This is a genomic window from Polaromonas sp. CG_23.6 (genome assembly GCF_029892315.1).
GTDB lineage: Bacteria > Pseudomonadota > Gammaproteobacteria > Burkholderiales > Burkholderiaceae_C > Polaromonas.
Window position 1 is genome coordinate 361,964 of sequence record NZ_JARXUY010000001.1, and the last position, 14,876, is coordinate 376,839.

Consider the following 14,876-nt stretch of genomic DNA (forward strand, 5'->3'; position numbering starts at 1 on the left):
GCTTCCTCCAACCCGACACCGGACACCCCGCATGACCACCCCGATCAATCCCTTCAAGCAAGCACTGGCCGACAGACGGCCGCAAATCGGCCTCTGGCTGGGCCTGGCCGATGCCTACAGCGCGGAACTCTGCGCCGGCGCCGGCTTCGACTGGCTGCTGATCGACGGCGAACACTCGCCCAATGACCTGCGCAGCATCCTGGGCCAGTTGCAGGCGATTGCGCCGTATGCGTCGCACCCGATTGCACGCGTCCCGGTCGGACACGGCCACAGCGGCACCACGCTGATCAAGCAATACCTCGACCTGGGCGTGCAGACGCTGCTTGTGCCCATGGTCGACACGCCCGAGCAGGCCGCCGACCTGGTGCGTGCCATGCGCTACCCGCCGCAGGGCATTCGCGGCATGGGCGGCGCGCGGGCATCGGGCTGGGGCCGCAACCCGGCCTATGTGCATGACGCCAATACGCAGGTCTGCCTGCTGGTGCAGGCTGAAACCGAACTGTCATTGCGTAATCTGGACGCGATTGCCGCGACGCAAGGCGTGGACGGCGTGTTCATCGGCCCGGCCGACCTGTCGGCGTCGATGGGCCATGTCGGCAACCCCGGCCACCCTGAGGTGCAGGCGGCGATTGCCGACGCCATTGCGCGCATTTTGAAAGCTGGCAAGGCGGCGGGCATTTTGACGCCTGACGAGGCGCTGGCCCGCCATTACCTGAAACTCGGCGCCACCTTTGTCGCCGTGGGGCTGGACACCAACCTGCTGGCCAACACCACCAGCGCGCTGGCGGCACGCTTCAAAACCAGCGTGTCGGCCGCGCCGGCCAGCCAGACCTACTGAACGGCTGTTTCATTTTTGCCCTGTCCCTGCGTTTCGTTTCCCTCCTTGGAGTTCCCCATGCCGCACCTGACGATCGAATACACCGCCAACCTTGAAGCTTCGGCCGACATGGGCACGCTGTGCACCACCCTGGCGGCTACGCTGGTGGCGCTGCGCCATGACGACGGTGCCCCGCTGTTTCCAGTGGCCGGCACGCGCGTGATGGCCTGGCCGGCGCCGCATTTTGCAGTCGCCGACGGCCAGCCCGACCGCGCCTTCATCTACCTGAACCTGCTGATCACGCCGGGCCGCACCCCGGCCATGATCGCGCGCGCCGGCGAAGCGGTGCTGGCCAGCGTGAAGGCGCATTTGGCACCGGTGTTTGCCGCCCATGCCGTCGGGCTGACATTGCAGGTCCACGAAGGCGCGCCGGTTTATGAAGGCAAGCACAACAACCTGGCGACGCACATGACGCCAGCCTGAGCCGGCACCAAGCCGCTATTTAATCAATAGCTGCCAGCACATGAACCTATTGCGGAAAAGGCCTTTTTCTCTTAAATTTCGACGTCTGGAGACCTTCCCCATGAAAGTTTGCATTTACGGCGCAGGCGCCATTGGCGGCTGGATAGGCAGCGGGCTGGCGCATGCCGGCTGCAGCGTCAGCGTGGTGGCGCGCGGTGCCACGCTTGACGCGCTGCAGTTGCACGGGCTGCGCCTGCGCACGGGAAACCAGGTCACCTCTCAGGCCGTCGCCTCCAGCGACACGCCGGCTGACTTGGGCGTGCAGGATCTGGTGGTGCTGGCCGTCAAGGCGCCGTCACTGCCCGACGTGGCGCGCCAGATCGCGCCGCTGCTGGGCCCGCAAACCACCGTGCTGACAGCGATGAACGGCGTGCCGTGGTGGTTTTTGCAGGGCTTTGGCGGCACGCTGGCCGGCACGCGGCTGACCTCGGTGGACCCGGAAGGCACGCTGGCCGAAGCCTTGCCGGTGCAGCGCATCGTCGGATGCGTGGTGCATGCCAGCTGCTCGGTCGACGAGCCGGGGCAGGTTTTCCATCACTTCGGCAACAAGCTCATTTTGGGCGAACCGTCGGGCGAGAAAACCGGGCGCGTGCAGCAACTGGCGGCATGGATGGAAAAATCCGGCTTCGAGGTGGCGGTGTCAGACCAGATCCAGAAAGACATCTGGTTCAAGCTCTGGGGCAACATGACGGTCAACCCGATCAGCGCGCTGACCGGCGCCACCACCGACCTGATCATGAACGACGAACTGGTGCGCGGCTTCATCTCCCAGGTGATGCTCGAAGCCAAGGACATCGGCGCGCGTATCGGCATCCCGATTGACCAGCAGCCCGAAGACCGGCACCAGGTCACCCGCAAGCTCGGCGCCTTCAAAACCTCGATGCTGCAGGACGTGGAAGCCGGCAAGGCGCTGGAACTCGATGCGCTGGTGGCCGCCGTGCGGGAACTGGGCCAGTTGACCGGCGTGGCAACGCCGTTCACCGACGCGCTGCTCGGCCTGGCGCGGCTAAAGGCGCAGGTGCACGGTCTGTATTAAGCCATTTCAAGGCTTTTGCGCATACTGAGCGGTCTTAAGCAGCTATTAAATACAGAGCAACCAAAGCGCAAGGATTTCCCGTCAGCCGCCTGGCTTGGCGGCAGCACGCTGCAGCACCGCCCGGCTGCAGCGCCTGGCCGTCATGGACGGTGATATTGCGAAAGCCGACCCTGCGCTGGAGCCATCGGCCAGCGCAGCCTGTCTCCAGCCGGCTTGTGCAGGCCGTGCCGGCTCAGCAGCTCATCGAGAGCCGGCGCTTGGACTTCACGTCCACGTAATTGATCGTGGACTTCTTGAATTTCAGGTCCACGAACAGGTCGCAGCTGAATTCGCCGTTGCGCCAGCACATGGCCACGCTGCTTTCGTTGGAATACATCAGGTGAAACACGCCGTCGAATGCCGGATGGCTGCTGCGAAACGCCATGAGTTTGAGCAGCCGCCGCACGACAGGCGTCTTGACGGCCTCGTCGACCTCGTCCAGCGTGTAGAAGTGCCGGTTGATGTCGCGCAGCTCGCCGGTGGCTTCCATCAGTTCATGGTCGTTGCTGCCGGCCAGCAGACCGACGTAGTACACCTGCGGAATGCCGGGCGCAAAGAACTGGATGGCGCGCGCGGCGATGTAGGCGTCGTCGTTGCGCTTGAGCGCGTCGTAGTAGGTACAGGTCAGCTGGTAAATCGCGCCCACGCTGTGCACGTTGGCGGCCGAGCGGCGAAGGATGGGGTCGGCGCTGCGCTGGCTGACGTTGTCGATCACCGCCTGGATCTCGGTCTTGGGCAAGACGCCTTCCACGTCCGGAATGCAGATGCCGTCGTGCGTGTCCAGCACCGTGAGCTGGTTGCGCGGGCACATGCGCAGCCATTGCTTGAGGTAGACGCTGTTGGCGTCGAACAGTGAATACAGCAGCAGCGGCGCCAGCGCAAAACCGTAGGGGTGCATGCCGTGCAGCGCAATCGCATACTGGAAGCTGGCGTGGTCGTGCACTTCGGGCAGCGTCTCGGCGCCGTTCTCGCGGGCCACGCCATCGACCCACTTGAGGATGTCGTACACGTCGGGCTCGACCAGAAAGCAGCTGGTGCCGATTTCCTTGGTGGTGTAGCCAAACGCATCCAGGCGGAACAGCTTGACGCCGCGTTCCGCCAGAAACTTCATGTAGTCCTCCATCAGCGCGTAGGTCTTGGGCGAGCGGTAGTTCAGGTCGATCTGGTGCTCGGTGAAAGTGCACCAGACCCGGCCGGTCGTGCCGTCGCCAAAGGTGACTTCGCGAAACGGCTCTTTTTCCTTGCGGATGTGGATGCGGGCCAGATCATCGGGCGAGATCGGCCCGAGCTTGTCGACATGGACGAACAGGTCGGCATGCTCGGAGTCGTAGCCCTTGGCCTGGAAATCCCTGAATTCTTCGGATTTGTCGGAAATGTGGTTGAGCGTCAGGTCCAGGCACAGGTCGAAGCGGCTGGAGATTTTCTCGATGTCGGCCCAGCTGCCGTACTTGGGATCAATCTCTTTGTGCGTCAGCGGCGAAAACCCGCCATCGGCGTTCGACGGGTAAGGCGGCAGGATGTGAACGCCGCCAATGACATGCGAAAAATGCTTGTCGATAACCTTGTACAGGTCGGCAAGGTTGTTGCCCATGCGGTCTGGGTAGGCGATCAGCTGGATCTGGTTGCGTAGTGTCATGTCGAGAATTGCTCCTGTTGAAAGCCTGTCGCCGGATACCGGCAGGCCAGTGAAAAGGAAGGGGGATGCCGGTTTGCAGCAGGCTGGGGCAGCACATGTTGAAACCATGCCATGGCGGCAGGACGGCACCGGCGAGAACATCGGCACCGCGGCGGATACCCCTGAAAAACAGACGGGCGTGAAACGCCCGGATGCTTTCAGCATGACGGTTTAAGAGAAACCTTTCACATGCCAGTTCTTTTTCGCCCGTCAGTCAGCGACAGTCGGCACGCGCGCGGCCAGCGCGCACATCAGCTCATAACCGACCGTGCCGGCCGAACGCGCCACGTCATCGATCGGCAGCACGGCGCCGCTGCTGGCGCAGCCCCAGAGCGTGACCTCTGAACCCACGCCGGCCTGCGGCACGGGCGTGAGGTCGACGGTGATCATGTCCATGCTGACGCGCCCGACCATGCGGCATCGCACCCCGCCCACCAGCACGGGGGTTCCGGTGACGCAGTGGCGCGGATAGCCGTCGGCGTAGCCGCAGGCCACCACGCCGATGCGCATCGGCCCTTCGGCGACAAAACTCGAACCGTAGCCGACCGTGTCGCCGGCTACCAGTTGCTGCAGGCCGATCAGGCGGGAAGACAGCGTCATCGTCGGCTGCAGGCCCCAGTCGGCTGCGCTGTGCGCGGGAAAGTCGGGCGCACTGCCATACAGCACGATGCCGGGCCGGACCCAGTCGGAGCAGCCGGACAGTGCCTCGCCGTGACGCAGGATGGCCGCGCTGTTGCTGAGCGTGCGTTCGCCTGGCAGGTCGTGCGTCACGGCGTTGAAGGCCTGCAGCTGCGCGTCAATGCCTTTGGGCCCGTCGGCATCAGGGAAATGCTGCATCAGCGAGATTTCCTCGACCTGCGGCAGCGCATTCAGCCGCGTCCAGGCGGCGCGAAAGCGCTCGGGCCTGAAACCCAGCCGGTTCATGCCGGTGTTCATTTTCAGGAAGACGCGGTGCGGCAGCTGCGACTTGTGCGCGGCCAGCCGGTCAATCTGCTCATTGCAGTGGATGGTGTGCCACAGCCCCAGGCGCGAGCACAGCTCCAGGTCACGCGCGTCAAAGCAGCCTTCGAGCAGCAAGATGGGGCCACGCCAGTCGAGCGCGCGCAGACGCTGCGCCTCGGCCAGGTCCAGCAGCGCAAATCCGTCGGCGCTGCGCAGCGCGTCAAAAACACGCTCGATGCCATGGCCGTAGGCATTCGCCTTGACAACGGCCCAGACGCGGGAATCCGGCGCGGCAGCGCGCACCCGCGCAAGATTGTGACTGAGGGCGGCGGTGTGGACGGTGGCAAGAATGGGACGTGGCATGGCGCAATGAAAGTGGTTAAGAACAGGAATGGGTGGCAAAAACTGACAAAGACACGCAAAGGGCGGGCAGGTCCGGGCGGATGCAGTCAGGGCTTGCATCACACGGCGGGCCGCCCTTCATTTTGACATCTGGCCCCCATGCTATAAACAGCGATATTTTGGAGACATTCACCCCCTATCTTGAGACACCGGACCCACCGGTGCATTTTTTGCGGTGATCAATACAGTTCAATGAAGCGCGGTTTTTACACCATCATGGCAGCCCAGTTTTTCAGTTCGCTGGCTGACAACGCGCTATTCGTAGCGGCTGTAGAACTCCTCAAAACCAGTGGGGCTCCCAAATGGCAACCGGCCGCGCTGGTGCCGATGTTTGCGCTTTTCTACGTCATTCTGGCGCCGTTTGTCGGCGCCTACGCCGACGCCCGGCCCAAGGGAAACGTCATGTTTGCCAGCAATGCCATCAAGGTCGTCGGCTGCCTGATGATGCTGTTCGGCTCGCACCCGCTGCTGGCTTATGCCATTGTCGGACTGGGCGCAGCCGCCTATTCGCCTGCCAAGTACGGCATCCTGACCGAACTGCTGCCAGCTTCGCAGCTGGTGAAAGCCAACGGCTGGATTGAAGGCCTGACCATCGCGTCGATCATCCTGGGCGTGCTGCTGGGCGGCCAACTGGTGGGCCATGCCGTCTCCAGCCATCTGCTGGCGATTGATATTCCGCTTATCAACACCGGCATCGACACCGCGCCCGAAGCGGCCATCAGCCTGCTGATCTTGCTGTATGCGATTGCCGCCTGGTTCAACCTGCGCATCCCCGACACCGGTGTCGAGATGCGTCCCATGCCGCGCAACAAGCTCGAGCTGCTGCCTGATTTCTGGAACTGCAATTCGGCACTCTGGCACGACAAGCTGGGCCAGATTTCCCTGGCCACCACGACGCTGTTCTGGGGGGTGTCAGGCAACCTGCGCTACATCGTGCTGGCCTGGAGCGCAGCAGCGCTGGGCTACAGCACCACGCAGGCGTCGTCGCTGGTGGGCGTGGTGGCGATCGGCACGGCGGTCGGTGCCATTCTGGCGTCAATGCGCATGCAGCTGGAGCATGCCACCAAGGTCATGCCGCTGGGAATTGCCATGGGCCTGCTGGTGATCGGCATGAACTTCATCGACAACGTCTGGGTGGCCGCGCCCTTCCTGATTTTGCTGGGCGGCCTGGGCGGCTTCCTGGTGGTGCCGATGAACGCGCTGTTGCAGCACCGGGGGCACAACCTGATGGGCGCCGGCCGCTCGATTGCCGTGCAGAACTTTAACGAGCAGGCTTGCATCCTGAGCCTGGGCGCAGGCTACAGCCTGTCCACCGGCCTGGGCCTGTCAGCCTTTGGCGCGATCACCGGCTTCGGTGTCGTGGTGGCCGGCTTCATGTGGCTGATCCAGCGCTGGCACAAGAGCAACACCATCAAGCACAAGGTGCAGCTTGATCACCTGATGAGCATTGCCCGCAGCGACAAGTCGCATTAATGGCTGGCTCGAATCCGGCCCGCGTCACGCAAGGGCGGGCGGCCACGCTGGCGGCCTGCGCGCTGGTGTTGAACGCTTTCGTCTGGGGCGTTTCGTGGTGGCCGTTTCGCCAATTGCAGGGCCATGGCGTGCACCCCCTGTGGGCGACGGCCTTCATCTTTGTCTTTTCACTGCTGTGTCTGCTGGCGGTCAGACCCGGCGCTTGGCGCGGCTTTTTACAGCATCCGATGCTGTGGCTGCTGCTGGCCGCCTCCGGGTTGACCAATCTGGGGTTCAACTGGGCCGTCACGACGGGCGACGTGGTGCGCGTCGTGCTGCTGTTTTACCTGATGCCGGCCTGGGTGGTATTGCTGGCCTGGCCCATGTTGGGGGAAAAGCCGGGCGCCGGCTCACTGCTGCGGCTCGCACTGGCCCTGGCCGGACTGGTCGTGGTGCTGAAGACACCCGCATCGCCTTGGCCCGTGCCCGAGAGCCTGGCGGACTGGCTGGCCATCATGGGCGGCTTCACCTTTGCACTGACCAACATCTTGCTCCGCCAGCTCAACCACACGCCCGGCGAATCACGCATCCTGGCGATGTTTGGCGGCGGGGCGCTCATGGCGACCGGAACGGCGGCCATTGGGACGGGTCTGGGCCTGATGGCGGCACCGCCCGCGCCCGGCGTTGCCTGGATTGGCGTTACCGTGCTCCTCAGCCTGGCATTTCTGGCCGGAAACCTGGCATTGCAGTACGGCGCCTCGCGCCTGCGCGCGAGCACCACCTCGCTCATCATGCTGTCGGAGGTGGTGTTTGCCAGCGCCTCATCGGTCCTGCTCGGCGCAGGCGAATTGTCACCGCGCACGCTGTTCGGCGGCGGCCTGATCCTGCTGGCCGTCCTGCTCGCCACCGGTTCATCCCAGACAGACTGAGCTCACGCCAGGCTGCCCAGATAGCGGCGCCATCCGCCGAAGTGGGTGATGTCCTGTCCCTGCGCAGCGGCATGCGCCTCGCAGACAAAGCCCTGCACCGGGCTGCCGTCCTCCAGTGCCACCGTCCCGATGCCCAGGGGAGCGGGAATGCCGGCCACAAAAGAGCCAAATTCGCTTGCGGGCAGTTCCCATACTTCCATCTCGATGGCGGAGCCGCCCGCATCAACCCGCAGCATGCCGGGTCGCTGGGGCGGGCCGCCGGGCAGCGCAAACAGCTTGTAGCAGGGGGCGCTGCGCACCTCCCGCACGAGTCGGGCGCCGCGTTGCGTCAATTGCCCGTTCAGCGGCAGGCCGCTCAGATGCGCGCCGCAGACCGCCACCCGGACCAGGCCGGACGCAAATTGCAGGCCGTCCGGCAGGGCGCTGGCCAGGCAGTGCGGCGCATGCGGCATGGCGCCCACCGTGGACACGGTGCGCGCGTGCAGGCGTGCCGCCAGCGATAGCAGGGGCAGGTCCTGGCCGGCAGGCGCGACCAATGTCACGCCCCAGGGCATGCCCGCCATGGCGTCAGACATGAAGCCGGTCGGCACGGCAACCGCAGCCAGGTCGAGCAGGTTCACATAGTTGGTGTAGTGGCCCAGGTTGGAATTGAGCCGGATGGGGTCGGCCTGCACCGCATCGATGGTGTAGATGGTGCTGGCTGTGGGCGTGACCAGGCAGTCGATGTCTTGCCAGACCGGCCGGGTCTGCCGCTGGAGTTCCTTCAGGCGGTAAAGCGCCGCAAAGGTCTCCGGTGCTGAAATCTGCGCGCCCTTCTCGGTGATGGCGCGCGTGACAGGATGCAGCGCTTCTGGTTGCGCCTCGATAAAGGAGCGGATGGCCTGGTAACGCTCGGCCACCCAGGGGCCTTCATAGAGCAGGGTCGCGACGGCGCGAAACGGCGTGAGATCGACCTCCACCGGCGTGCCGCCCAGCGCCTGCAAGTGGGCGACCGCCTGGGCGAACTGCGCAGGGCCGTCGGGGTTGCCGTGAAACTCAAGGTCGGCCGGGCGTGGCACGCCGAACCGGAAACTGCTGGCCGCGCCAAAGTCATGGCCGTAAGGCGGCAGGTCGCGCGAATACGCATCCAGCGGATCCTCGCCCTGCGCCACCCCCAGCACCGTGGCGGCATCACCTGCGGTCAGCGCGAACACCGACACCACATCGAGCGTGCGGCAGGCCGGCACCACGCCCGTGGCGGGAATCCGGCCGCAGGTCGGCTTGAGACCGACCAGATTGTTGAACATGGCCGGCACGCGGCCCGAGCCGGCGGTGTCGGTGCCCAGCGAAAAGCTCGCCAGACCGAGCGCGACCGAAACGGCTGAGCCAGCGGAGGACCCGCCCGACACATAGTCCGGGTTCAGGCTGTTGCGGCAGGCGCCATACGGCGAGCGCACCCCCACCAGGCCGGTGGCAAACTGGTCAAGATTGGTCTTGCCGACCGGGATGGCCCCGGCCTTGATCAGGCGCTGCACCACGGTGGCGCTGGCCTGGGGCGTATAGGCAAACGCCGGGCAGGCGGCCGTGGTGGGAATGCCTGCCAGGTCGATGTTGTCCTTGATGGCAAACGGAATGCCGTACAGCGGCAAGGTCTTCGGATCGCGCCCGTCCAGGGCCGCGGCATGGGCGCGCATTTCATCGAGCGTCAGGCGGCGAATCCAGACATGCCGGTCCAGGGCGGCGTCTTCTGCGCGCATCTGCGCATCGAGCTGCTCCACCAGTTGCGCGGGTGTCAGGCTGCCATCGAGGTAGCGGGCCCGCAGGGCGGGAATTGAAAGATCAAGTCGCATCGTCATTTCCTTGTTCAACACATCAGCACATCAGCACATCAACACCAGCGGCTGGCCTGCCGTCACGGACTGGCCCTCCACGCACAGCAGCTGCTCGATACGGCCAGCGCAATGGGCATGCACGGTGATTTCCATTTTCATGGACTCGATCACCAGCAGCGCCTGCCCGGCCGTCACGTCAGCGCCCACCGCCACCAGCACAGACCACACGCCGCCCGCAACCTGGGACGCCACCACTTCGCCTTCAAAGGCCTGGGCAGCGGCCGCCTGGGCCTCTGCCTCTGCGGCGCTGCCGGCATCGGGCGCCTCGGACACGCCCGCAAGACGCCAGCGCTCGCGCTCGGCCTCGAACGCCGCCTGCTGCCCTTGTTTGAAGTCCCTGATCGATGCATCGTTTTCGCGCAGGAAACGCTGGTAATCCGAGAGGCGGAAAACGCCTTCGTCGATCCGCAGCGCGGCACGCCCCGCCACGAACTCCTTGCGGTAGGCCAGCAGTTCCTCGGCACCCATGGGGTAGAAACGGATCTGGTCGAAAAACCGCAGCAGCCAAGGCTTGCCTTCCTGAAAATCACGCGTCACCCGCCAGCGATTCCACATCTGCACCGTGCGGCCGACGAACTGGTAGCCGCCCGGGCCTTCCATCCCATAGACGCACATATAGGCGCCGCCGATACCGACGGCGTTTTCCGGCGTCCAGGTGCGGGCCGGGTTGTACTTGGTGGTCACCAGCCGGTGCCGGGGGTCCAGCGGTGTGGCGACCGGCGCGCCCAGGTACACATCACCCAGGCCCAGCACCATGTAGCTGGCGTCGAACACAATGTCATACACCGCCTGGATGTCGGGCAGGCCGTTGATGCGGCGGATAAACTCGATATTGCTCGGGCACCAGGGCGCATCGGCGCTGACCGACTGCATGTATTTTTCAATCGCCAGCTTGGTGGCCGGGTCGTCCCAGGACAGCGGCAGCCAGACGGTGCGGCTCGGCACCTCGATGTCATCGGCCGCCGCCAGTCCGGCCTGGGCCTGCAGCAGCTGGTCCATCAGGGCCGGCAGCGGCAACTGCAGCGCGTCGTAATGCACCTGCAGCGAGCGGATACCCGGCGTCAGGTCGATCACGCCGCGCAGTTGGCCTTCGTCGCGCCAGTCCTGCAGGCGCGTCATCAGGGCATGTACCAGGAAGCGCAGCGTCAGGTCCAGCTGGAGCTCACCGAACTCGATCAGCACATAGGCGTCGCCGGCGCGCCGGTACACCACCTCGACGCCGTTTTCCTTGGCGGGCGAACGGTGCAGCACCGCGCCGTCCAGGGGCTGGCTTTGCGCCGAAACCGTCACCACCCGCTCGGCCTCTGCGGCCGCCGGCACGGTCAGCGCCGCATGTTGGGCACGCGCCAGTTCGGCCGCCTCCTGTTGACGCAAGGGCTTGAACCGCACGGTATTGCCGGGCGACAACTGGCCCAGCTTCCACAGTTCAGCCTGCACGACGGTGGCCGGGCAGACAAAGCCGCCCAGGCTCGGACCGTCAGGCCCGAGGATCACCGGCATGTCGCCGGTGAAGTCGATCGCGCCGATGGCGTAAGCGTTGTCGTGGATGTTCGAAGGGTGCAGACCGGCCTCCCCGCCATCGCGTCGGGCCCAGGCCGGCTTCGGACCGATCAGCCGAACGCCGGTGCGGCTGGAGTTGTAATGCACCTGCCAGTCGGTGGCAAAGAACATTTCCATATCTTCCGGCGTGAAGAAGTCGGGGGCGGCATGCGGCCCGACCAGTACGCCGATATCCCAGTGCGCGCCGAACACCGGTGTCAAGGCCGCCGCTGTATCAGCCTCCATGACGGGCAAGCCGGCGGTCTGGCCCGGATGCAGCACATCACCGGCACGCAACACCCGGCCGCCATGGCCGCCGAACTGGCCCAACGTGAAGGTCGACCGGCTGCCCAGGTAAACCGGCACATCAAGGCCGCCGCTCACCGCCAGATAGGCCCGGCAGCCCGTGCCCGTGACACGGCCGACGCGCAGCGTCTGACCAGCCTGCACCCCCAGCGCCCGGCCCATGGGCACGGACGCACCGTCCAGCAGCAACTCGATAGGCGCGCCGGTGACAGCGATCTGCCGCGCGCTGCGAAAGCTCAGAGTCGGCCCGGCGACCGTGATTTCCAGCGCCGCCGCGCCCTCGGGATTGCCCAGCAGCCGGTTGGCCAGCCGCAGCGCCAGTCCGTCCATCGGCCCGGAGGGGGGCACCCCCACATCCCAGTAGCCGAGCCGGCCCGGCCAGTCCTGCACCGAGGTTTGCACGCCCGGGCTGAGCACATCAATCGCCTCGCTGGGTGCCGCGAAACCGGCCAGGCTTTGCGTCGTGTGCCGCCCTTGCAAAAAGGGCGCAAAGCGCATCAGGGCGCGCAGGTAGTCAAGATTGGACTCCAGCCCCGCGATGCGGGTCTGGCCCAGGGCCTGGTCCAGCCTGGCCAGCGCCTGCTCGCGGTCGTCGCCATGCGCGATCAGCTTGGCCAGCATCGGGTCGTAATGCGCGCTGACCTCGGTGCCGCGTTCAATCCAGGTGTCCACCCGCAGGTCGTTCGGAAAATACACCTCGGTCAGCAGTCCGGTCGAGGGCTGGAAATTCTTGGCCGGATCCTCGGCATACAGGCGCGCCTGCACCGCATGGCCGCGCGGCACCACCGCCAGCGTGTGCAGGGGCGGCATGTCCCCGGCGGCCAGGCGGACCATCCATTCCACCAGGTCCACGCCGGTGACGGCCTCGGTCACCCCGTGCTCGACCTGCAGGCGTGCATTGACTTCGAGAAAGAAGAATTCCTGCGTGGCGGCATCGACGACGAACTCGACGGTGCCGGCCGACCGGTAGCAGGCGGTGCGGGCCAGCTTGCGCGCCGTTTCCAGCAGGGCTTGGCGCACCTCCTCGCGCAGGTTGGGCGCCGGCGTTTCCTCGACCACCTTCTGGTTGCGACGCTGCAAAGAACAATCGCGCTCGCCCAGCGCCAGCACGCCACCCGCGCCGTCACCGAAAATCTGCACCTCGATGTGGCGGGCGTCGGTGATGAAGCGCTCCAGGAACACGCCGGCATCGGAAAAGTTGGCTTGCGCCAGCCGCTTGACCGAATCGAAAGCAGCGCGAAGTTCTTCGGCATGGCGGCACATCTGCATGCCGATGCCGCCGCCGCCCGCACTGCTCTTGAGCATCACCGGATAGCCGATGGTTTGCGCCTGCGCCAGCGCGTCGTCCAGGCCGGACAGCAGGCCGGTGCCGGGCAGCAGGGGCACGCCGGCCTGCGTCGCCAGCGCGCGCGCCGTGTGCTTGAGGCCAAAGACCCGCATCTGTTGCGGCGTGGGGCCGATAAAGGCCAACCCGGCGGCTTCGCAGGCCTCGACAAAACCGGCATTTTCCGAAAGAAAACCGTAGCCAGGATGGATGGCTTGCGCGCCGCTGGCCAGCGCCGCCTCGATGATGCGCTGCATCGCCAGGTAGCTGCCGCTGACGGCCGCCGGGCCAATGCAAACCGCTTCATCGGCTGCGGCCACATGGGCCGAATCGGCATCGGCTTCGGAATAGATCGCCACGGCGCCCACACCCATGCGGCGCAGGGTGCGGATGATGCGGCAGGCAATCGCACCCCGGTTGGCAACAAGAACTTTTTTGAACATGATCGGCTCACGGCAAGCGGCAGGTCGTCCTGCCAGTCAGGAAGGGGCGCCGGTCGTCCGGCACCCGGAAGTTGTTAAGCGGCGTCCCAGACCAGGCAGCGTACCGGCGTGGGGTTGTAGGCATTGCACGGGTTGTTGAGCTGCGGGCAGTTCGACACCAGCACGATCACGTCCGTCTCGGCACGCATCTCGACATACTTGCCGGGCGCGGAGATGCCGTCCTCGAAAGTCAGACCGCCGTTTGGGGTGACCGGCACGTTCATGAAGAAATTGATGTTGGAGGCCATGTCGCGCTTGTGCAGTCCGTACGGGTTGTGCGCGATGGCCGCCATGAAGTTGTCGCGGCAGCTGTGCATGGCGCGTTTTTCCAGGGCGTAGCGCACGGTATTGCTTTCGCACGAGCAGGCGCCGCCCAGCGTGTCGTGGCGGCCGCAGGTGTCGGCCACAATGGTCAGCAGGGGCCGGCCTTCGCTCGACATGAGGACGGAGCCCAGGCCCAGGTAGAGCGCACCCTGTGCCTGAATGGTGTGCGTCAGGCTGTAGTGCTCTTCGGGGTCGTCGGCGTTGAAGAACAGCGTATCGACGGCCTGGTTGCCTTCGAGATCGACAATGCGAAAAATCTGGCCCTTGCTGAGCCGCTGCATCCATGGCTCGCCGGCGGGAATGGTTTCGTCCAGGGTGGCCTGTGCGGGATCGAGTGCGCTGGCCTGAATGGTGGCAGACATGGTGGGATTCCTTGGAATGATGGATCGAAAGCGAAAGCAGTGGCCGACGTGCTGGTTTAAAGAAACCAGCGCTCGGTGTTGATGAAACCCCGGTCGTTTTCCGGGCATGACAGCCGGCACACATCCTGGGCGCCCGCCGTGCCGGAGCGCCAGGCCGTGAGCTTGACCGCGCCCGGGGCATAGACCGGCGCCGGATCGAGCGGATGCGGCGCTGCGGAAAGCACCACCAACACATTCATCTCGAAACGCAGATCGACATGCTGGTCTGGCTGCCGGTGGGCCGTCTCGAAATGCAGCTTGCCGCCCTGATCGGCGCTCACCTTGCTGAAGAAATTGACATTGGCGCCCACATCGCGCCGGCCCAGGCCCCATTTGTTCAACTCCACCAGCAACCCATCCAGACCGCTGCGGTACATGCCGTTGCGGTGTTCCTGGTAGCGCGCCTGGCCGTACTTTTTTTCCAGGCTGGCCGCGTCGAGCACGCCGCTGAAGGTGTCGTGCCAGCCGCAGCTGTCTTCGGGAATCGAGCACAGGATGCGTCCCATGTCCGAGTAGCAGGCATGACCACTTGTGAGAAAAGCCGTGTGCTGTGCCTTGAGCGTGTCAGGCATGTTGTAACGCTCGGTCTTTTCTTCCTGGTTGAAAAACAGCGCCGAGACATTGGCGCAGCCCTGCAGGTCGGAGAGTCGCAGCGTATTGCCGCGGCGCAGCACGCCCGACCAGTGGCAGCCGCCGGGCAGTGTTTCCTCCCACAGCACCCGCTCGGGCGCAAAGGTGGTGGATATATCGGGCACCGCTGCGCGGGCCAGCGCAGGCAAATTGGCAAAAGTGGTTGACATGGCTTGATCGCTTGT

12 protein-coding genes are annotated in these 14,876 nt (G+C 65.2%); 6 read left to right on the forward strand and 6 right to left on the reverse strand.

The features are described 5' to 3' along the window. Positions 1–31 precede the first annotated feature (31 nt). The 3 genes from hpaI to H4V98_RS01860 all read left to right on the forward strand — a co-directional run bounded on the left by hpaI (position 32) and on the right by H4V98_RS01860 (position 2,375). Entirely contained in the window at positions 32–838 is an 807-nt protein-coding gene (gene hpaI / locus H4V98_RS01850; protein WP_196864396.1) for a 4-hydroxy-2-oxoheptanedioate aldolase, read from the forward strand. Between the two features lie 57 nt (positions 839–895). Continuing rightward, positions 896–1,300: a 5-carboxymethyl-2-hydroxymuconate Delta-isomerase gene (locus tag H4V98_RS01855; RefSeq protein WP_196864397.1), complete on the forward strand. Its 405-nt coding sequence runs from the start codon at positions 896–898 to the stop codon at positions 1,298–1,300. 100 nt (positions 1,301–1,400) lie between these two features. Then, a complete protein-coding gene (locus H4V98_RS01860; RefSeq protein WP_196864398.1) occupies positions 1,401–2,375 on the forward strand; it encodes a 2-dehydropantoate 2-reductase in 975 nt (324 codons plus the stop codon). Positions 2,376–2,607: 232 nt separating this feature from the next. Here the strand turns inward: H4V98_RS01860 and gtfA are convergent, their stop codons facing one another. Next, entirely contained in the window at positions 2,608–4,050 is a 1,443-nt protein-coding gene (gtfA, locus tag H4V98_RS01865) for a sucrose phosphorylase (protein ID WP_196864399.1), read from the reverse strand. On the opposite strand from gtfA, the gene H4V98_RS01870 reads away from it, so the two are divergent. After that, a complete protein-coding gene (locus tag H4V98_RS01870; protein WP_196864400.1) occupies positions 4,049–4,264 on the forward strand; it encodes a hypothetical protein in 216 nt (71 codons plus the stop codon). The two genes, gtfA and H4V98_RS01870, sit on opposite strands and share 2 nt — an antisense overlap. A gap of 35 nt (positions 4,265–4,299) precedes the next feature. Here the strand turns inward: H4V98_RS01870 and alr are convergent, their stop codons facing one another. Continuing rightward, positions 4,300–5,394 carry an alanine racemase gene (gene alr / locus H4V98_RS01875; RefSeq protein WP_196864401.1) on the reverse strand — a complete coding sequence of 365 codons (1,095 nt, stop codon included), beginning with the start codon at positions 5,392–5,394 and terminating at the stop codon, positions 4,300–4,302. A gap of 231 nt (positions 5,395–5,625) precedes the next feature. Here alr and lplT point away from each other — a divergent pair, with 231 nt between their 5' ends. After that, positions 5,626–6,906: a lysophospholipid transporter LplT gene (gene lplT, locus H4V98_RS01880; protein WP_196864402.1), complete on the forward strand. Its 1,281-nt coding sequence runs from the start codon at positions 5,626–5,628 to the stop codon at positions 6,904–6,906. Further along, a complete protein-coding gene (locus H4V98_RS01885; RefSeq protein ID WP_196864403.1) occupies positions 6,906–7,814 on the forward strand; it encodes a DMT family transporter in 909 nt (302 codons plus the stop codon). Before lplT ends, H4V98_RS01885 begins: the two co-directional genes overlap by 1 nt. Before the next feature lie 2 nt (positions 7,815–7,816). Here H4V98_RS01885 and atzF read toward each other — a convergent pair whose 3' ends face one another. The 4 genes from atzF to H4V98_RS01905 all read right to left on the reverse strand — a co-directional run bounded on the left by atzF (position 7,817) and on the right by H4V98_RS01905 (position 14,861). Continuing rightward, positions 7,817–9,643 (reverse strand): allophanate hydrolase, encoded by a 1,827-nt coding sequence (gene atzF / locus H4V98_RS01890; protein WP_196864404.1) that lies wholly within the window; start codon positions 9,641–9,643, stop codon positions 7,817–7,819. Positions 9,644–9,673: 30 nt separating this feature from the next. Then, positions 9,674–13,300, reverse strand: coding sequence for an urea carboxylase (gene uca / locus H4V98_RS01895; RefSeq protein WP_196864421.1), 3,627 nt, complete (start codon positions 13,298–13,300; stop codon positions 9,674–9,676). A gap of 71 nt (positions 13,301–13,371) precedes the next feature. After that, positions 13,372–14,022 carry an urea amidolyase associated protein UAAP2 gene (locus H4V98_RS01900; RefSeq protein ID WP_196864405.1) on the reverse strand — a complete coding sequence of 217 codons (651 nt, stop codon included), beginning with the start codon at positions 14,020–14,022 and terminating at the stop codon, positions 13,372–13,374. A 56-nt stretch (positions 14,023–14,078) separates the two neighbouring features. Beyond that, positions 14,079–14,861: an urea amidolyase associated protein UAAP1 gene (locus H4V98_RS01905; RefSeq protein ID WP_196864406.1), complete on the reverse strand. Its 783-nt coding sequence runs from the start codon at positions 14,859–14,861 to the stop codon at positions 14,079–14,081. Positions 14,862–14,876 lie beyond the last annotated feature (15 nt).